Origin of the sequence: Paraburkholderia sp. CI2 (assembly GCF_014201055.1) — a bacterium.
GTDB lineage: Bacteria > Pseudomonadota > Gammaproteobacteria > Burkholderiales > Burkholderiaceae > Paraburkholderia > Paraburkholderia tuberum.
Genome location: NZ_JACHDL010000020.1, coordinates 77,778 through 96,304, shown reverse-complemented (window position 1 = coordinate 96,304; position 18,527 = coordinate 77,778). Strand labels below are relative to the sequence as shown.

General features: G+C 64.7%; 18 protein-coding genes. 2 read left to right on the top strand and 16 right to left on the bottom strand.

All coding sequences use genetic code 11. The features are described from left to right. Window positions 1–2: 2 nt before the first annotated feature. From bcsA to bcsD, 4 genes are all read right to left on the bottom strand, one after another. Complete coding sequence (gene bcsA, locus HDG32_RS24885; protein ID WP_184071488.1) at window positions 3–2,210, bottom strand: UDP-forming cellulose synthase catalytic subunit; 2,208 nt, start codon at window positions 2,208–2,210, stop codon at window positions 3–5. Further along, window positions 2,207–2,995, bottom strand: coding sequence for a cellulose biosynthesis protein BcsQ (gene bcsQ, locus HDG32_RS24880; RefSeq protein WP_184071486.1), 789 nt, complete (start codon window positions 2,993–2,995; stop codon window positions 2,207–2,209). The genes bcsA and bcsQ overlap by 4 nt, the downstream gene beginning before the upstream one ends. Beyond that, window positions 2,992–3,753: a cellulose biosynthesis protein BcsP gene (bcsP, locus tag HDG32_RS24875; RefSeq protein WP_184071484.1), complete on the bottom strand. Its 762-nt coding sequence runs from the start codon at window positions 3,751–3,753 to the stop codon at window positions 2,992–2,994. Before bcsP ends, bcsQ begins: the two co-directional genes overlap by 4 nt. A gap of 147 nt (window positions 3,754–3,900) precedes the next feature. Next, window positions 3,901–4,356 carry a cellulose biosynthesis protein BcsD gene (bcsD, locus tag HDG32_RS24870; RefSeq protein WP_090806351.1) on the bottom strand — a complete coding sequence of 152 codons (456 nt, stop codon included), beginning with the start codon at window positions 4,354–4,356 and terminating at the stop codon, window positions 3,901–3,903. A gap of 992 nt (window positions 4,357–5,348) precedes the next feature. Here bcsD and HDG32_RS24865 point away from each other — a divergent pair. After that, a complete protein-coding gene (locus HDG32_RS24865; protein WP_184071482.1) occupies window positions 5,349–7,670 on the top strand; it encodes a bifunctional diguanylate cyclase/phosphodiesterase in 2,322 nt (773 codons plus the stop codon). 21 nt (window positions 7,671–7,691) lie between these two features. Here HDG32_RS24865 and hpaI read toward each other — a convergent pair whose 3' ends face one another. The 7 genes from hpaI to HDG32_RS24830 all read right to left on the bottom strand — a co-directional run bounded on the left by hpaI (window position 7,692) and on the right by HDG32_RS24830 (window position 13,707). Further along, window positions 7,692–8,495: a 4-hydroxy-2-oxoheptanedioate aldolase gene (gene hpaI, locus HDG32_RS24860; RefSeq protein WP_184071480.1), complete on the bottom strand. Its 804-nt coding sequence runs from the start codon at window positions 8,493–8,495 to the stop codon at window positions 7,692–7,694. Window positions 8,496–8,505: 10 nt separating this feature from the next. Then, entirely contained in the window at window positions 8,506–9,309 is an 804-nt protein-coding gene (gene hpaH / locus HDG32_RS24855; RefSeq protein WP_184071478.1) for a 2-oxo-hept-4-ene-1,7-dioate hydratase, read from the bottom strand. Window positions 9,310–9,316: 7 nt separating this feature from the next. Continuing rightward, a complete protein-coding gene (locus HDG32_RS24850; RefSeq protein WP_184071477.1) occupies window positions 9,317–9,715 on the bottom strand; it encodes a 5-carboxymethyl-2-hydroxymuconate Delta-isomerase in 399 nt (132 codons plus the stop codon). A 19-nt stretch (window positions 9,716–9,734) separates the two neighbouring features. Then, on the bottom strand, window positions 9,735–10,598 hold the full coding sequence (gene hpaD, locus HDG32_RS24845) for a 3,4-dihydroxyphenylacetate 2,3-dioxygenase (protein ID WP_184071474.1): 864 nt from the start codon (window positions 10,596–10,598) through the stop codon (window positions 9,735–9,737). 82 nt (window positions 10,599–10,680) lie between these two features. Then, entirely contained in the window at window positions 10,681–12,138 is a 1,458-nt protein-coding gene (gene hpaE / locus HDG32_RS24840; RefSeq protein ID WP_184071472.1) for a 5-carboxymethyl-2-hydroxymuconate semialdehyde dehydrogenase, read from the bottom strand. 40 nt (window positions 12,139–12,178) lie between these two features. Further along, complete coding sequence (locus tag HDG32_RS24835; protein WP_184071470.1) at window positions 12,179–12,937, bottom strand: fumarylacetoacetate hydrolase family protein; 759 nt, start codon at window positions 12,935–12,937, stop codon at window positions 12,179–12,181. Continuing rightward, window positions 12,934–13,707, bottom strand: a complete 774-nt coding sequence (locus HDG32_RS24830; RefSeq protein WP_184071468.1) for a fumarylacetoacetate hydrolase family protein — start codon at window positions 13,705–13,707, stop codon at window positions 12,934–12,936. The genes HDG32_RS24835 and HDG32_RS24830 overlap by 4 nt, the downstream gene beginning before the upstream one ends. Window positions 13,708–13,898: 191 nt before the next feature. On the opposite strand from HDG32_RS24830, the gene hpaR reads away from it, so the two are divergent. Further along, window positions 13,899–14,306 carry a homoprotocatechuate degradation operon regulator HpaR gene (gene hpaR, locus HDG32_RS24825; RefSeq protein WP_018424961.1) on the top strand — a complete coding sequence of 136 codons (408 nt, stop codon included), beginning with the start codon at window positions 13,899–13,901 and terminating at the stop codon, window positions 14,304–14,306. 29 nt (window positions 14,307–14,335) lie between these two features. Here hpaR and HDG32_RS24820 read toward each other — a convergent pair whose 3' ends face one another. From HDG32_RS24820 to HDG32_RS24800, 5 genes are all read right to left on the bottom strand, one after another. Continuing rightward, window positions 14,336–14,629: a contact-dependent growth inhibition system immunity protein gene (locus HDG32_RS24820; RefSeq protein ID WP_184071466.1), complete on the bottom strand. Its 294-nt coding sequence runs from the start codon at window positions 14,627–14,629 to the stop codon at window positions 14,336–14,338. 7 nt (window positions 14,630–14,636) lie between these two features. Beyond that, a complete protein-coding gene (locus HDG32_RS24815; RefSeq protein WP_184071464.1) occupies window positions 14,637–15,473 on the bottom strand; it encodes an RNase A-like domain-containing protein in 837 nt (278 codons plus the stop codon). A gap of 144 nt (window positions 15,474–15,617) precedes the next feature. Then, window positions 15,618–16,766, bottom strand: a complete 1,149-nt coding sequence (locus HDG32_RS24810; protein WP_184071461.1) for a DSD1 family PLP-dependent enzyme — start codon at window positions 16,764–16,766, stop codon at window positions 15,618–15,620. A 34-nt stretch (window positions 16,767–16,800) separates the two neighbouring features. Continuing rightward, the gene (locus HDG32_RS24805) at window positions 16,801–17,475 is read right to left on the bottom strand and encodes an HAD-IA family hydrolase (protein ID WP_184071459.1); all 675 of its coding nucleotides are present in this window, start codon (window positions 17,473–17,475) and stop codon (window positions 16,801–16,803) included. Between the two features lie 98 nt (window positions 17,476–17,573). Further along, window positions 17,574–18,479, bottom strand: coding sequence for a LysR substrate-binding domain-containing protein (locus tag HDG32_RS24800; protein ID WP_184071456.1), 906 nt, complete (start codon window positions 18,477–18,479; stop codon window positions 17,574–17,576). Window positions 18,480–18,527: the final 48 nt, after the last annotated feature.

Here is an 18,527-nt window from a genome sequence, read left to right as displayed (position 1 = left end):
GATCAGTCTTTCGTTTTTAGCTTCTTGACGTCCGCGGGACGGCTTTTGATCGAACTGCGCAAGTCGTCGTACAGATGTTCGAACAGCCCCGCGATGCCGCGCACGCCGACCTTCAGCACGTGCGACAGACCGCGCAGCGGTGTGTCCGTCTCGCGTCCCTCGGCCCAGCCGGTCCACGCGTCCGCGCGGGCGAAGGTGGTTTTGACGAACTCGTACTCCTGTTCGTGCGACATCGACGAAAAGCGCAGCCCCACGCGGCCCGGCTCGGTAAAACTGACGGTGGCGGGGAACGCGTACTCTTCGTCGCCGCGGAACAGCGACACGGTCACGCGCTCCTGCATCGGCACTTCGATGGTGCTGGGCAGCGCGACGCCGACGCCGCCTTCCGAGTAGTCGATCGTTTCGCACGCGAGCGTGCGGCCGGTCGAGAACTTCAGCATCACCGGCATCTTCATCGCGACGCGCGGCACCGCGCGGATCTGGCGGCGCTCGCTCGCGGCGGCCACGCTCGCGCCGAGGATCAGCATGTTGTAGCTGGTCCACGCGAGATTGAGCAGTGTGGTCTCGACGATGCTGCGCACGTGCCAGTTCATGTAGATGTGCACCAGACCCGCGAGGAAGCCGAGCAGGTTCAGCAGCAGCAGGAACAGATACGGCCGCGAGATCGACCAGTCGAAGTAGCTCTTCTCGATCACGCCGCCCTTGGCCGTCACGTTGAACTTGCCGAGCTTCGGGTTGATCAGCGCGAGCAGCGTCGGCGCGGTGATGTACGACGCCAGCACCGACTCGTACACCTCGGCCCAGAACGAATGGCGGAACAGGCGCTGCATCCGCGAGTTCGTGATGCTCGCGTGCATCATGTGCGGCAGCGCGTAGATCGCGATCGTGCTGGCCGCCGCCTCGATCACATGCGCGCCGAAGAACAGATACGACAGCGGCGCGGTCAGGAACACGAGACGCGGCACGCCGTAGAAGAAGTGCATCATCGCGTTCAGGTAACACAGCCGCTGGCCGATCTTCAGCCCCTTGCCGGTGAGCGGATTGTCGATGCGGAAGATCTGCGTCATGCCGCGCGCCCAGCGGATGCGCTGGCCGATGTGGCCCGACAGGCTTTCGGTCGCGAGGCCGGCGGCCTGCGGAATCGCCAGATACGCGGTGGTGTAGCCGAGGCGGTGCAGCTTCAGCGCGCTGTGCGCGTCCTCGGTGACGGTCTCCACCGCGATGCCGCCGATCTCGTCGACCATGCTCCGGCGCAGCAGCGCGCACGAGCCGCAGAAGAACGTCGCGTTCCACAGATCGTTGCCGTCCTGCACGAGGCCGTAGAACAGCTCGCCTTCGTTCGGCACCTTGCGGAAAGTGCCGAGGTTGCGCTCGAACGGGTCGGCGGAGAAGAAGTGGTGCGGCGTTTGCAGCATCGACAGCAGCTTGTCGCGCAGGAACCAGCCGAGGCCGATCTGCAGGAACGAGCGGGTCGGGATGTGATCGCAGTCGAAGATCGCGAGGTACTCGCCGCTCGTGATCTTCAGCGCCTCGTTGATGTTGCCGGCCTTCGCGTGGCGATTGTGCGTGCGGATCGTCCAGTTCACGCCGACTTCCTCGCAGAACGCCTTGAACTCGGCGCGGCGGCCGTCGTCGAGCACGTGGATCGACATCTTGTCGGCCGGGTAGTCGAGCGCGAGCGCCGCGTAGACGGTCGGCTTCACGACGGCGAGCGGCTCGTTGTAGGTCGGGATGAACACGTCGACGGTCGGCCATTCGTCGCGATTGGCGGGCAGCGGCATTGGTTTGCGCTTGAGCGGCCACGCGGTCTGGAAGTAGCCGAGCATCAGCACGATCGTCGCGTAGAGCTCGGCGGACACGAGCAGCAGACCCCAGGCGGCGTCGAGCGGATGCTCCCAGTAGGTCGTTTCGGTCAGCCGCCAGTACATGTAGCGGCCCGACGCGACGATCGACAGCATGATCATCACCATCGTCGCGTAGCGGCCGGGCCGACGGCGAAACAGCAGCGCGAGCACGAAGCACAGGGTCGCGAAGGTCAGCTGCTGATAGAACTCGAGCGGCACCGTGAACACGAAGTACAGCATGTACAGCGCGAGCATCGTGACGAGCCCGGTGACGATGCGGCTGTTCCAGAAGCTTGCGTCGATGAAGCGTTGGAACCGCGACGGCTCGCCGCCCTCGGGCTCGCGCGAGGAGGCTGGACTGCTCATGCGACGTTCCTTGGCTGGGCGGCGATCGCGTCGAGCGCCGCCGTGAGCCAGGCGGCGCATGCGCGGAAATCGGCGGCGGCCTGGCTCAGCGGATCGTAATGGATCAGCGTGGTGTCGCAGGCGAGCGCTTCGCTGACGCCTTCGTCGAGATGGATCACGCCGGGGAACACCTTGCCGGCGAGCATCTGACGCAGCACCTTCAGCACGTCCTTGGTCAACTGGCGGGATTGGTCGATCTGGTTGATCACGTAGCCGACGCCGCCGAAGTCCGCGCGCGGCGCCGCATAGGCTTCGATCAGCCGCTCCATCTGCGGGATCGCCGCGTACGACGCGGCGTCGGCGAGCACGATGTTCAACGCGAAGGTGGCCGCGCTCAGCGCGGTTCGCACGTAGGTCGACGAGCCGGGCGGCGTATCGACGATCACGATGTCGGACGCATCGAGCCGCAGGTGCTGCAGCGTCTGCGCGAGCCATTGCGGGTGCTGGTCGATATGCGCCTCGAGGCGGCGGCGGTCGTCCTCCAGCAGCGCGCCGTACGGCAGCACGGTCACGCCGTCGATACCGTCGAACATCACCGTTTGCCACGGGTTGCCCGAGAGAGTCGCGCGCGACAGGCCGTCGATGCTGTCGAGCGGCACGCCGAAGTGCAGCCGCAGGGCGTTCTGCGGATCGAGATCGAGTGCAATCACACGCCGGCCGCTGTTGGCGAGCACGGAGGCGAGATTGGCGGCGAGGGTGGTCTTGCCGACGCCCCCTTTGGCGGACACCACGGCAATGACTTTCATGAGCGACGCGGACCGTCGGTGAGCCACGAGGCGAAGCCGCCGCGCGCGGTGCCGGCGGGTGCTTGCGCGCCTTGGGCGGACGTGCCGCGCAGACGGTCGAACACCGAGTTCAGCGACGCGGGCTGGGGCGCGGGCTGGGGCGCGGGCGCGGCCGCTTGCGGCGGCGCGCTCGGGGTTTGCGCTGCAAACATCTTGCCGAGGATCGACGGCGGTTGGGCCGGTTGCGCGGGTTGGGCCGTATAGGTGGGTTGCGGCGCTGGTGGCGGTGGCATCGACGATGCCGGTGCCGTGCTCGCGCTGCCATAAGCGGGCGCGGCGGGCGCGGCGGGGCGTGTCCTGCCTGGCTCGACAGGCGCAATCGTTTGCGCGGCCGCCTCGTCGAGTTCGTCGGCCGTGCGAAAGCGTGACGCGCCGCTCGGCGCCGCGGGCTGGGCTGCGGCCACAGGTACCGGCGGAATGTCACGCCGGTGCGGGCGCGTGAACAGCGGTGCCTTCGCGCGCGTCACGGATGCCATGTCCTTCGGTGTCGTGTCCTCGTGGACGGCGGCCAGTGGCGCCACGCTTATCGGCGGCTGTGGTTTCGCGTCGCGAAGCTGGCCGATTGCCGGAATGGCCGGTTGCGTCAGATCGAGCGTCACGAGCAGCGGCCAACGAGTGCGCGCGGTGCGCGCGTCGTTCTCGCGGCCGATCTCCTGGTACGCGTTGGCGTCGCCGCCAAATTGCTCGAACAGTTTTTCGATGTCGCTCGATGAACTCATGATGCCGTCGTCTGTTACATACCGTGCATGGCCCCAAACCGACTGCTCGGGGTGCTGTTTATTTGAACTGCCTTCCCTGATTCTGCATGGCGGCTGTATCGCCGTCGCACGCTCGTTCGCACGTGCGCGTGCAGCGCCCGCTGGTGCTCAGGCGGGGTGACGGCCGAGGCGGAATTCGAGCGAGCTGTCCTCGCCGAACGCGCTCGTCTGCACGACCGACAAACCCTGCGCGCCCAACGCGCTCAACCACGTCTGATAGGCGCCTTCGAGAAATGCCGGCGTCCAGGCGAGCGCCGATTCGCCGAAGGCGGGCAGCGGCGCGCAATAGTGAATGATGCGCAGCGACTCCGCCTCATCGGCGAGCGCGACGTAACCCCAATCCATCTGATGCCAGTAAGAATTCAACACCTGCTCGAGCTCGGCCGTCGATGCGCAGGCGGGCAGCGGATACGCGAGCGCGAAACGGCTGCCGACGCGATGCATCAGCTGGCGCAGCTCGTCGTGTCCGATTTGCGCTTCGAACTCGCTCGCCAGCGCGCTCAGCATGCCGCGCCATTGCGGCGAGATTTGGCGTTCGAGCAGATAGTTGAGGATTGGGACCATGTTTTCCGGAAGTGGTCGCGGCCCGTTGCACATCGCGAACGTGACAGCCATTGAGCATCGGAGTCGTTCGGCAATCGGGCGCCGATTACGTCATTTCTGCCGGGTTGTCTAGGGTGCCCGGCACACATCGTGAGAAGTCTACTTAAGACACAGGCTTTTAGCCACTTTCCATTGCTCGGCTTATATGTTAATAAAGGCGCACTCGATACACATGAATTGCGTAATTTTTGCTGCTTAAAAGAAATCGAAAGGTTAATCTTCGCCTGGCGCGCGAAAAGGCTTGCGGAACCATAGGTGTATTAGCCGGCAATCCGACCTGTTTTGAGCTTGAGTCTTTTAATCATGCATTCGGCGGATGGTGAGTCGCGCGAAAGATCGGCGCGGCGTTCGATTCCAATAATTTGCAATGCTCAATCCACTCACTATTCTGCTGGTCACGATTCCTGGCGGACGCAATGGCGATGGCCGTGCGGTGTCAACTACTGGATCGCCGCCAACGCGCTCGCGGCCGTGGCCCGCTTATGTGGGGCTGCTGTTCGTGCTGGTCGGCATGGTCTACCGGACCTTCGTCGCGCCGAACTTCAATGCGCGCGTCGCGCTGGTGTCCGCCCATCACGCGAGCCTCTATGGGGTGCTCGGGCTGCTGATGCTGACCGGAACTCGGCCAACCGGCCGCGCTACAGCTTCTACTTTCTCGCGACAGCGGCGCTGCTGCTGTGCCTCGGCCACACGACGCGCGGCGCCATGTACGGCTTGCGCAGATGATGGCGCGCGCCGACCGTGCGTTGTACGCGGCGAAAGCTGCGGGGCGCGATCGGGTGATGGCGGCGTAGCGCGGCCCGGCCGGTGACCGGATCGCACAGTGGGAAGCAGCGCGACTTTCAAGCACGCAGGCGCCGAATTTATACGTCGCGTTACGTTAGCCATAAATGTTTATCGAACGTTTGCCGATAACTATTGGCGGAGTGACCGGAAACCCTGATCAGCCATCTATGTCTGCCATCCCGACGCAGCACCTCCCCGAGCCAAGCATGCGTGAGCGCTTTCACCGGCGCTCGCTCGACCATCAGCGGCCGCTTTCCCTCGTGACGATGGGCTTCACGGTGGTTGCGTTCCTGTGCATGGTAACGGCGCGCGAACTGGTCGGCGCACCGGCCGGGCCGCTCGCGTACCGGCTGCTGTGCGCGCTCCTGCTCGCGCTGCTGGTGCTGGCGATCCCGCGCGCGAAGTCGACGGCGCTGTTCGGCGCGATCGGCGTCGCGTACGAACTGGTGCTGATCGCCGGGCTCGTGCTGAACGCGAAGGGCCTCGCGTATCCGTTGCCGTGGCTATTGCCCGCATTCGTGGTGATACCGATCTGCGCGGCGCCGCTATGGCTCACGCCCGCGCATTTCGTCACCGGCAGCGTGGTCTTCTACGCGGCGGCCATCGCGCTGCTGCGCGGCAAAGCTCATGCGCCCGAGGTCGAGGCGGCCGTGTGGACGTGGGTCATCGCGATCGGCGCGCCGACGGCGGCGGTATTCCATTTCGGCTTCTACCGTTTCCGGCGCAATCACTTTCTGCTCGAGAGCCAGCTCGCGCAACTCGCGGCGACCGATCCGCTGACCGGCCTGCAAAATCGTCGCTCGTTCGTCAAGCACGCGGAGGGACGCCTCGAGACGCTGGCGCCAGGGGCGCAGATCAGCGCGATCTTTCTCGACATCGACAGCTTCAAGTCGCTCAACGACCGCTTCGGTCATGCGGTCGGCGACCATGCGCTGTTCCAGGTCGCGCAGGTGCTGAAGGACGCGGTTGCGCTCTACCAAAGCGTGAGCCGCATCGGCGGCGAGGAATTCGCGCTGCTGCTCGACGATGATCTCACCGGCGCGCTGCAGCTCGCCGAGCGGCTGCGCCTCGACATCGCCGCGATCGAACGGCCGGACGGCCATCTGACCGCGAGCTTCGGCGTCGCCGAGCATCGGCGCGGCGAAAGCTTCATGATGCTGCTCGATCGCGCGGACGAAGCGTTGCTGCGCGCGAAGCAGACGGGGCGCAACCGTGTCTGCGCGGAGCGCGCGCTGCCGTTCGACGCGCTGCAGTCACCGTTCGGCGACCCGAGCGCCGACGCGGCGCGTTACCGCTGGGAAGACTTCTATCTGATCTCGCACTTTCAGCCGCTCTACAGCCTGTCGCATCAGAAGCAGGTCGGCTTCGAAGCGCTGCTGCGCGGAGAGCATGGCGACGGCACGCTGGTGCCGCCGGTCGTGATGTTCGCGCCGAAGCCGTCGAGCGACGAAGGCGCGCTCGACCGCGCGAGCCACGCGGTGCATCTCGGCAACGCGCGTCGCGCGCTGCCCGGCGACGCGTGGCTGTTCCTGAACATCCTGCCGTCCACCTTCGTCGCCGAAGGCTACGCCGACCAGTTGACGAAGATCGTGCGCGTCGCGGGGCTCGAACCCGAGCGCGTGATTCTGGAGATTCTCGAATCGCATGGCGGCAGCGTCGACGAGATGTCGCGCGCGGCGGCGCGCTATCGCCAGCACGGCTTCCTGATCGCAGTCGACGACTTCGGCGCGGGCCAGTCGAATCTCGACCGGCTGCTGCGGATCCGGCCGGACCTCGTCAAGCTCGACGGCGAGCTGATTCGCGCGACCACGTACGGCACGCAGCAGCCGATCCTGCCGAAACTCGTGTCGCTGCTGCACCAGGCGGGGATGCTGGTGGTCGTCGAAGGCGTCGAGACGGCCGACGAGCTGATTCTCGCGGTCGAGTCGAATGTCGATTTCGCGCAGGGCTATCTGCTAGGGCGGCCCGCGGCAGAGATCGCGCCGCCCGAGTCGGTGCATCGCCAGATCGACGATGCGTTCGACGTGATCGCGCAGGGCCGTGCGCATCAGCATGCGTTGTTCGAATCGGAAATGGAGCCGTACCGGCTCGAACTGCGGCGCGCGGCCGACGGCTTGCGCGCCGGCGCCATGATGGACGACGCGTTCGCGCTGCTCGCCACCTTCAAGCGTTGCATCAGCTGTTTCATCCTCGACGACACCGGCCGCCAGATCGGTCACGAGGTGCGTGGGCCGGCGTGGTGCGAGGACGCGGCGTCGCTGCAGCCGGTCGCGAATCCGCGTGATGCGCGCTGGGATCATCGGCCGTACTTCCGCAATGCGGTGCTGCTGCCCGGCGAGGCGGTCACCAGTAATCCTTATCTGTCGCTCGCGAGCGGGCGGCCGTGCATCGCAGTGACACTTGCCGTGCAACTGGCGAGCGGGCGCTGTGTGATGGGGGTCGAGCTGGATTGGTCGGCGCGAGGCTTGCCTTGGCCGGCGGGCGAGTAGGGGAAGTGAAAGACTTTCGCTTCAATACCCGCCTTTGACCTGCGGCGCGCTTGCCGCCAGGTTCTTGTACGACGCGGCGAGGTCCGCGGCCGCGCGGCTCAGCAAGCCGGTGTCCGTGCCGACCGCGACGAAGGTCGCGCCCGCCGCCAGATATTCGGCCGCCAGCGCGGGATCAGGGGCGAGCACGCCCGCTGCCTTGCCAGCGGTGCGCACGGTATCGATGCCGTGGCGAATCGCGTCGCGCACGCGCGCGTCGCCCGGCTTGCCGAGCAATCCCATCGATGCGCTCAGATCCGACGGCCCGAAAAACACGCCATCGACGCCATCCACATGCGCGATCTCCACGAGATTGTCGAGGCTCTGCACGGTCTCCGCCTGCACGATCACGCACAGTTCGTCGGCGGCGGTGTCCAGATAGTCGGACACGCGATTCCAGCGCGACGCACGCGCGAGCGCGCTGCCGACGCCGCGAATGCCTTGTGGCGGATAACGCGTGGCCGCGACCGCATCGAGCGCTTGCGCGGCCGTGTCGATCATTGGCAGCAGCAGCGTTTGCGCGCCGATGTCGAGCAACTGCTTGATCAGCGCGGCGTCGCTGCGTACCGGCCGCACGACCGGATGCGACGGATACGCGGCGACCGCCTGCAATTGCGACAGCGTGCTGCGTACGTCGTTCGGTGCGTGCTCGTTGTCGATCAGCAGCCAGTCGAAGCCGGCGGTGGCGAGCAGCTCGGTCACGTAGGCATCGGCGAGCGCGGCCCACAGGCCGAACTGCGGTCTGCCTTCGGCGAGCGCGCGCTTGAAGGAGTTTTTCGGCAAGGACATATTGATGCGTTCAGATGAAATTCAAACCAATGCCGCCGAGCGGGCCATAGTCGATGTGGAACGTGTCGCCCGCGCGGGCGGGAATCGGGCTCGTGAACGAGCCGCTCAGGATCACATCGCCCGCATTCAATGATTCGTCGTGCGGAGCAATTTTGTTGGCGAGCCACGCGACGCCGGTGGCCGGATGGTTGAGCACCGCCGCCGCGAGCCCGCTTTCCTCGACCGCGCCGTTCCTGTACAGCAACGCGCCGACCCAGCGCAGGTCGACGTCGAGCGGACGCACCGGCCGGCCGCCGAGCACGACGCCCGCGTTCGCGGCGAAGTCGGAGATCGTGTCATGGACCTTGCGCGGCGCGCGTGTTTCGCGATCGAACTGCTCGATGCGCGCGTCGATGATTTCGACGGCCGGGCTCACGTACGCGGTCGCGTCGAGCACATCGAACAGTGTGACGCCGGGGCCCTTCAGCGGTTTGTTCAGCAAGAACGCGAGTTCCACTTCGACGCGCGGCGCGATGAAGCGATCCACGCGAATGTCCTGGCCGCTTTCGATGAACATGCTGTCGAGCAGGGGCGCGTAGTCCGGTTCGTCGATCTGCGACGAGCGCTGCATCGCGCGCGACGTCAGGCCGATCTTCCTGCCCTTGATTACGTGGCCTTCGGCGAGTTTCAGCTTGACCCACTCGCGTTGTATCGCGTAGCCGTCCAGTACGGTCATCTCTGGATACTGCACGGAAAAATGGCGCAGCTGCGTGCGGGTCTTTTCCGCGTGATCGAGTTGCGCGGCGAGGTCGCGAATGGTTTGTTCGTCTAGCATGCTGATGTCAGCCCTTGAACCGCGCGTGCAGATTGTTGTGCTTCCAGGTGCCCGCTTCGCTGAACTCGTTGATTTCGAGCGACAACGCGAGCCCCTGCCGTTCGAACTCAGTGGCGAAGCGCTGCTTGATCAGCGCGAACAGCGCGTCGCCGGTCGCCTTCTTGACGGCCTCCGGGCGGCCCGCGCCGATCTTCAGATTCGCGTGCAGGAACGCGTCGCCGGGCCGCCCATCGGCGATGCAGTACTGGTCGCAGCGCAGCGCGCGCACGCGGATGCCGCCGAGCGGATAGACGCGCTCGCCGTTATCGCGCTGCGCGTCGAGGCACTGCGCGAGGTCTTTGCATAGATCGCCGAGGCGTTGCGCGTCCGCGAGGTTGGCGCTGTATTCGAGTGTCAAGTGAGGCATGGCGATCCCTTCGCGAGTGTCAGACGGGTAGCGGCGTGACCGGGAAGATCGCGTTGATCTGGCCGGTGCCCGAACTGCCGAAATAAGGCGTGACGACTTCGACCTTGCCGTCGTAACGATCCCAGCCGAGCGCACCGAGCAGCATCGCGGTATCGTGCATGCCGCCTTCGCCCCAACATTTCTCGTTGTAGAGCGGCAGCATGTCGCAGAAGGTCTTCCAGTCGCCGGCTTCCCACATGCGCACCACGCTGCGATCCATCTGTTCGAGGAACGGGCTCCAGACTTTGTGCATGAACTGCTCGGCGGTGCCGTTGTTCGCGAAGTGATGCGACAGCGAGCCGCTCGCGAGAATGGCCACGGTACCGTCGTAGCGTTCTTCGATGGCCTTGCGTACCGCGAGGCCGAAACGCGCGCTGGTCGCGAGGTCGTGCCACATGCACCAGCCCGCCACCGACACCGCCTTGAAGTGCTGATCGCCGTTCATATAGCGCATCGGCACCAGCGTGCCGTATTCGAGCTCGAGCGTGGTCTCGCTGTGCGCGCGGCTTTTCACGCTCATTTCGTTGGCGACGTCCGCGATCTGCTGACCAAGCCCGACATTGCCCGGATACGCGTACGGCATGTTCCTGATGAAATGCGGCAGCTCGTTGCTCGTGTACACGCCTTCGAACTTCGGCGCGCAATTGATGTGGTATTCGCTATTCACTAGCCAGTGCACGTCGAACACGACGATCGTATCGACGCCAAGTTCGCGGCAGCGTCGGCCGATTTCATGGTGTCCGTCGATCGCGGCCTGACGGCAACCCTTGTGCGGACCGTCGAGCTCGGATAAATACAACGACGGCACATGTGTAACTTTTGCTGCCAACGCGAGTTTGCCCATCGCGGTCTCCAGTGTCGAGCGGAGTTAGAGCGTCAGCTCTTACTCCGGTCCCATGCTTTAGCAATTTCGTTTGACGTCGCGATTAAATGCCCCAGCGCGGAATATGATGCGAGCCGAGCGACACGCAGACGTTCTTCGGTTCGAGGAACACTTCATAACTCCACGTCCCGCCTTCACGGCCCACACCCGACGCCTTCGTGCCGCCGAACGGCTGGCGCAGATCGCGCACGTTCTGGCTGTTCACGAAGCACATGCCGGCTTCGACGGCGGCCGCCACGCGCAACGCGCGGCCCGTGTTCTCGGTCCAGATATAGCTCGACAGACCATACGAAATATCGTTGGCGAGACGGATCGCCTCGGCTTCATCGTCGAGCGGAATCAGGCACGCGACCGGTCCGAAGATCTCTTCCTGCGCGATGCGCATACGGTTGTCGACGTCGACGAACACGGTCGGCGTGACGAAATTGCCGTGACGCAAGGCGTCGGGCAACTCGGGCGTATCGAGCCCGCCGCACGCAAGCGTGGCACCTTCCTTCGGGCCGAGTTCGATATAGCTGCGCACTTTGGCGAGATGCCCCTGGCTGATCATCGGGCCGACGATCGTGCTGTCCGCGAGCGGATCGCCCACCGTCAGGCGCTTCGCGCGCTCGACGAAGCGCTCGGCAAACCGCGCGTAAATGGAGCGCTGCACGAGAATGCGCGAACCCGCGGTGCAGCGCTCGCCATTGTTGGAGAAGATCATGAACACCGCGGCATCGAGCGCGCGTTCGAAGTCGGCGTCGTCGAAGATCACGAACGGCGACTTGCCGCCAAGCTCCATCGAGAACTTCTTCAGGCCCGCGGTTTGCACGATGCGATTGCCGGTCGCGGTCGACCCGGTGAACGACACCGCGCGCACGTCGCGATGCGCGACGAGTGGCTCGCCCGCTTCCTTGCCATAGCCGTGCACGACGTTCAGCACGCCCGCCGGGATGCCCGCTTCGAGCGCGAGCTTGCCGAGCATCGAGGCGGTCAGCGGCGACAGCTCGCTCATCTTCAGCACAGCGGTGTTGCCGAACGCGAGGCAGGGCGCCACCTTCCAGGTGGCCGTCATGAACGGCACGTTCCACGGCGAGATCAGCGCGCACACGCCGACCGGATGAAACAGCGTGTAGTTCAGATGCGAGTCGGTCGGGTACGTGTGGCCGTCTACGCGCGTGCACATCTCGGCGAAATAGCTGAAGTTGTCGGCCGCGCGCGGCACCAGTTGCTTGCGCGTCTGCGAGATCGTCTGGCCGGTGTCCTTCGTTTCGGTCTCCGAGATTTCCGGCACGTGCTTCGTGATCAGCTCGCCGAGTGTGCGGATCAGCTTCGCGCGTTCCGCGGCGGGTTTCGCAGCCCAGGCGGGGAAGGCGCCTTTGGCCGCTTGCACGGCCGCATCGATCTGCTTCGCGCCGCCGCGTGCGACCTCGGCGAGCACTTCCTGGGTGGCCGGATTGACGGTTTCGAAATAGTCGCTCGAGGTGCACGCCTCGCCGTTGATCAGATGGTCGATCGGCATTGCCTTGTCCTTTCGCTGTTCGGTGGGTTTTTGCTGTCGATCAGGCGCGGCCGAAGTCCGCGTCCGAGGCGATCGTGTTGACGAGACGGCCGAGGCCGTCGATTTCGCAGACGACTTCGTCGCCCGTGTTGACGTTGACGATGCCTTCGGGCGTGCCGGTCAGGATCACGTCGCCGGGCGCGAGCGTCATGAAGCCGCTCAGGTATTCGATCAGTGCGCGGATGCCCGTGACGAGATCGCGCGTATTGCCGCATTGCTGACGCGTGCCGTTGACGAACGTGCGCAGCTCGAGCTGCGTGACGTCGGCGATGTCGGCGGCGTCGACGAACCAGGGGCCGAGCACCGTGCCGCCGTCGCGATTCTTCACGCGCAGATTCGGGCGATAGTAGTTTTCGAGGTAGTCGCGAATCGCGTAGTCGTTCGCGATCATGTAGCCCGCCACGTGCTGCATGGCGTTTTCACGCGCGACGTTTTGCGCGGTTCGCCCGATCACGACCGCGAGCTCGCACTCGTAGTGCATGAACGTGACATCGGCGGGGCGACGCGTGACGCCGCGATGGCCGAGCACCGTGCCGGGCCCCTTCAGAAACACCAGCGGTTCTTCCTGTTTGCTGAACTGCAATTCCTTCGCGTGCTCGGCGTAGTTCAGGCCGAGCGCGAAGATCGTGCCGACTTCGATCGGCGCAAGCCAGACCACTTCGTCATCGCGACGCACGCGGCCGTCGGCGAGGCGGACACCCTGCTCGTGCGGATACGCTTCGTGAATCGCTCCCGCATAGGCGACGCGGCCGCGCATCATGACGGTTCTCCGTTGTGTTGATCCATGCCGATGAACGATATGGTCAAGGGCGGCAGCGTGCCGATCGACAGCGTGGCCGTATCGCCGACGTGCGCGACCGGCGAGCCGTGCCGGACGCCGAGCGTGAGCACGTCGCCCGCGTTCAGCGTCATGAAATCGGTGACGTCGGCGAGCAATCGCGCGACGTTGCGCACCGAGGTTGCGGTGCTTGCCGTGAACGGTTCGGCGCGGTTCAGCGAGACGGCGATGTCGAGCCGATCCGGCGCGGCGACGTGGCGCACGGCGACGAGCGCCGGTCCGATCACGCAGAAGCCGTCGCATGCGCGCAGTCGCACGTTCGGGCGATACACGTTGGTATGCGGCACGCTCAGATCGCCGACCAGCGTATAGCCGGCGATGTAGTCCGCCGCGCGCTCGACGCCGACGCGCGTCGCGGTACGGCCGATCACGATGCCGAGTGACGCGCCGACCTCGACGCCGAGCGTGTTATCCGGAACGACCACGCGCGCCCGATGCCCGGCCAGCGTGTTGCGCGGCTTCAGATACAGAATCGGCGCTTTCGGCGGTGCCTTGTACGGTGCCGCATGCACTGCGTCGCCCAGCGCGTTCAAGGCGGCGCGATCGTTCAGCAGGGTGCCGTACACGGCGCCGCCGACCGGCGCGCGACACGCAACGCCGCGTGCCAGCAACGCGGCCGCGGTGTGCGCGTCCACGTCGCGAGGCAGCGCGTCGCCTTTGGGATGCAGCAGATGATCGGCAAGGGCAAACATAAATGCGCAGCCTCGTGGCGAAAGTTTTGCGAAAACACTAAGATGTTAGTAGTATCCCGCTTGATATCATCGACGGTCAATAGGCTGCCGGTTGATCGCGGGTTTTCCCGTAAGCTTCGACAGCTGTTTTTTTCTGATTCCTTGCCACCATGTCCGCTGCGTCCACCCGAGTTTTGCACCGCAATTTGCCGATGCTGTTATTACGCGCCCGCGAAAAAATGATGGAGCGTTTTCGTCCGTTGATCACCGCGCATGGACTCACCGAGCAGCAATGGCGAGTGATTCGCGCGCTCAACGAGCACGGCCCGATGGAGCCGCGCCACATCTCCGACATCTGCACGATTTCGAGCCCGAGCATGGCCGGCGTGCTCGCGCGCATGGAGAGCATGGAACTCGTGACGAAAGAACGTTTCGCGGAGGATCAGCGGCGCGTGCTCGTGTCGCTGACCGATACGAGCGTCGAACTGGTGCGGGTGATTTCGAAGGATCTCGAGGCGCACTATCGCGAGCTCGAGCGCAAGGTGGGACCGGAGATCGTCGAGCGCGTGTATCGCGCGGTCGACGATCTGTTGGCGGGGTTGTCGGAAGAGGATGAGTGACCGACGTTTCGCGGCAGGTTTGGGGCTATCTATTCTCTCAGGAGACGCTTCACTTCATCGAGAAATGAGGCGGTCGTGTGGCCCCACGGTTCGGGATCAACGTAGAGGCCATAGATTTCCTCAAAGTATCCGTCCAGGTTGGCGGAATGGTCGCTTTCAAAACGATCGATTTCATCCACGACTAACTTATGAAGGGTCTTGTCGCTCTCTTTTTTGAAGCACGTGACAATTTCCTGTACGTCGTTGCCCCATAAATCGAAATCTTCATTGAAATAACCATGAATCAGAAAATCCAGATTCGGGTAAGGTGATTCGTCTTTCACAGTAAGCTCATGGCATCAGGTAGGCGGTCAGGACGTAGTATGGCATGCCGTTATATTCCTTCCGGATCAAGAACATGTGAACCTTGCTCAGATTCACCATCTCCCCCGTCTTGCGAATGACCCCGTACCCTACCTGCCTACCTGCATCGCCCGTCAGTTCCAGTCGTATGGAACCGGTATGAGATTGCGCCCACGTCGTTATCCGGGCCGCGTTGTCCTGCATGACCTTGGAAATCGCCCACTCTGCCGTTTGTAGATCAGTGAACGATGAAACAACCCGGCGCTTTGGTTCGCGCGCCAGTCGCTCACGCAACTGTGCTTCAGTCCGCGCCACATGCTTTTCGAATGTATGCCCGCCAAAGCGGCTGCCAGGCTTTGCTTCATGCTGCATCAGCCTGAACCGGCCCATCGTGATCTCGGACGCCCGTACTGCCTTGATCGATCCGGCCACGCCCACCGAGACTGCTAGATCAAGAAAGAGGCCGATGTTGTTCGCCGCGTCAGGACCCGCCCTCATTGTCTCGGCCAGCTTCGTCGTGCCCAGCTGTGTCAGCGTGGCCGTATCCCGGGCCGTCCAGATTTGACGCAAACCCGCCGACGCCGTATCAGACCCATGTGCGCCGAACACAATACACCCGGCCTTGCTCGCCATGGTCGGTTCCGGCATGACACACAATGCCCCAGCACCGACCATTTCCAGCAAACCGCCGACGAGTTGCAACCCGCCCCATAGCCGGTTAGAAAGCATTTCGGTCTGACTGATCGACTGGCGGGTCAGCACCGCCGCCAGTTGCGGGGCGCTCAGCACGACGCGAACGCCGTCTGGTTCATTCAACTCGGACATGCAAGAATCCTCTGTATTCCTGTGGAGACTCCACGCTAACGGCGGGATTCACGGTCCGTCTATGGGCGATGGATGATTCTGGCAGAAGCCGTTGGTTCTCCTTGAGTGTGCCGAGTGCGCCGGGCATGTTTTGAAGCCGCCGACTTACCAGCCGTAAAATCGCTGCCATTCGACGCTGCTGCCGTCCGGCGCAACCGCGTGATACTCGGGGAACTGCGCGCCGGTCGCACAAGCGTGGTTCGGCAGGATGCGCAGTTTCATACCGATCGGAAAGCGCTGCGCGATGTCGTCGATCTGTGCATCGGCTCGCGCATCGGCCGGAACCGCCGCAAGAATCCCATGCTCCTGATTGGCGCCGCTCACGAGATAGTCCGGCAGCAACGTGCCATTGAGCAAACACGGCTGCCCATAGCCGAAATCGTGCGACTGCCGCGACGTACCGCGATCACGGCTTAACGCCATCCAGCCCGCGTCGAGAATCGCCCAGCCTTTGTCTTCCTGATGACCGATCACGGTCGTGAGTACGCTAAGCGCGATGTCGTCGAGCGTGCAAACGCCCACGTTGTGCATGACCAGATCGAACAGCACGTAGACGCCGGCCCGCACCTCGGTGACGCCTTCGAGATGCCGCGCGGCGAGCGCGGTCGGCGTCGAACCGACGCTGACGGCCGGACACGCGATGCCCGCCTCGCGCAACCGTTCGGCGGCGCGCACGCAGCCCGCGCGCTCCTGCTCCGCGAGCGCGGCGAGCGCCTCAGGCGTATTCAACTCGTAGCTCGAACCCGCATGGGTCATCACGCCGCCGACCTTCACGCCGTTCTCGTGCAGAATCCGCCCGACGTCGAGCAGCGTCTGCTGTTCGGGCTGGATGCCCGAGCGATGTCCGTCCGTATCGACCTCGATCCAGACGTCGAACGTTTCGCCGTGCTGGTCGCCGAACGCGGCGATCGCCGTGGCGGCGGTCGGATTGTCGACCACGAGCTTCAGTTCGCAGCCCTGGCGGCGCAGCGCGAGCGCGCGCGGCAGCTTCGACGGAACCATGCTGACGGCATACAGGATGTCGTTGACGCCGGCCGCGAAGAACGCTTCCGCTTCCTTCAGCGTCGACACCGTAATGCCGCGCGCGCCGGCGGCGATCTGCGCGCGCACGACGTCGATGCACTTGGTGGTCTTCACGTGCGGCCGGAACGCGACGCCGAGCGCATTCATCCGCCCCTGCATCCGCGCGATGTTCTTCTGCATCCGCGCGACGTCGATCAGCGCGGCCGGGGTTTCGATCTGTTCGAGTTTCATGTTTGCACCTGAGGAGCAGGGTGAGGTTGGAGATTCAGTGACGACGATCGCGGCCAAAGCCTGCGAGCCACGGCACCAGCCCATCGAGCGATGCCGCTTCGACCTCGGGCGCCTGCGCTCCCGTGACGAGCGGCAGGCCGACGTGGTTGTGCCAGTAGGTCCGCAAGCCGACGGCCGCGGTGCCGAACATGTCATAGCTCGAGCCGGCGACGAACGCGGCGCGGCGCGGCTCGACGCCGAGCTTGTCGAGCGCGAGGCGGTACGGTTGCGGGTCCGGCTTGTAGACGCCGGCTTCCTCGGCGGTCACGATCGCGTCCCAGCGCACGGGCAAGATCGCGGCCGCCTGCGAGCCGAGCCGCGTCGAGCAATTGGTGACGACCGCGAGCTTGCAGTGCGGCGCGAGCGCGCGCAACGCACCGAGCGCGCCGGGCCACGGCGTCAGGTTCAGCCAGTCCGCCTGGAGCGCGTTCGCGGCCGATTCGGACAAACCGACTTGCGCGGCGGCCTCGCGCACCAGTTGTTCGTAGGGAACGTAGCGGCCGCAGCCGTATGTCAGACGCAGATAGGCGGCACGCCATGCGCGGCCCGCTTCGTCGGAGCCTGCCGCACGGTTCCATGAGGTCCACGAGTCGAGCAGGGCGGTTAGCAGGTCGAACAGGACCGCGTCGGGGTAGGCAGGGGTGTCGGTGGAATGGGCGGCGGCAGTCATGATTGCATGGGGCCGGCTGTTGAGGATGAGTCAATTATAGGTTTGCGATAGTACTTCAGCGTTCAGATAGGTTGACTGTTAGATTCAGATGGACTGAATCACCGCCGCCACGGTGGCAACGGCCTGAAGCGGCCTTGCAGATACTGCATGAAATGGCGCGTGCGCGCGGGCAGTCCCGCCCGCTGATGCGTGAGCGCGATCACGTTCGCGTCCGGCGCTTTCCAGCCCGGCAGCAGACGCACGAGTTTGCCCTTCGCAAGATCCTCGGCGACGTCCCATTCGGAGCGCAGAATCACGCCGCGTCCCTCGCAGGCCCATTGGCGGATCACGTCACCGTCGTTGCAACTCAGATGCGCGGACACGCGCACGCCGCGGCGCGTGCGGCCCTTGCTGAACTGCCACAGTGACACGTCCTCATTGTTTTCGCGCAGCACGATGCATGGCAGCCGGCTCAACGCATCCGGCGATTCGGGCTGGCCGATTCGCTTGACGAGCGCGGGCGCCGCGCAGACGAAGCGCGCGTTCGGCGCGATCGTATAGCCGACCAGGTTCGACGGCGGCAGCTCGCCGATATGCACGACGATATCGAAGCGATCGAGCGTTTCGGTCAAGGGCCGGTCGGACAGCGTCAGCGCGACGTCGATGTCGGGGTTCTGCTGCTGGAACTCGCCGATCAGCGGCGCCAGATGGCGTCGTCCGAAACCGAGCGGCGCATTGATCTTCAGCGTGCCGACGAGGCCGCCGCGGCGCGTTTGCAGATCGTCGAACAACGCGTCGAACTGCTCGATAAGTTCGGCGCCGCGCTCGCACAGCAGCAGGCCTTCGTCGGTGAATTGCAGGCGGCGCGCGCTGCGGTTCACGAGCTGCATGCCGAGCTTCTTTTCGAGTTGCTGCAGGCGCTGCGTGACCGCCGACGGCGACAGCGCGAGTCGGCGCGCGGCGGCGATCAGGCTGCCGCTCGCGCGCAGCGTGAGCAGGAAGCGAATATCGGCCGAATCGTTCATGGGTGCGAGGTGGGTGCAATGGCGGGAGCGGGGAATCTCGCAGCATAA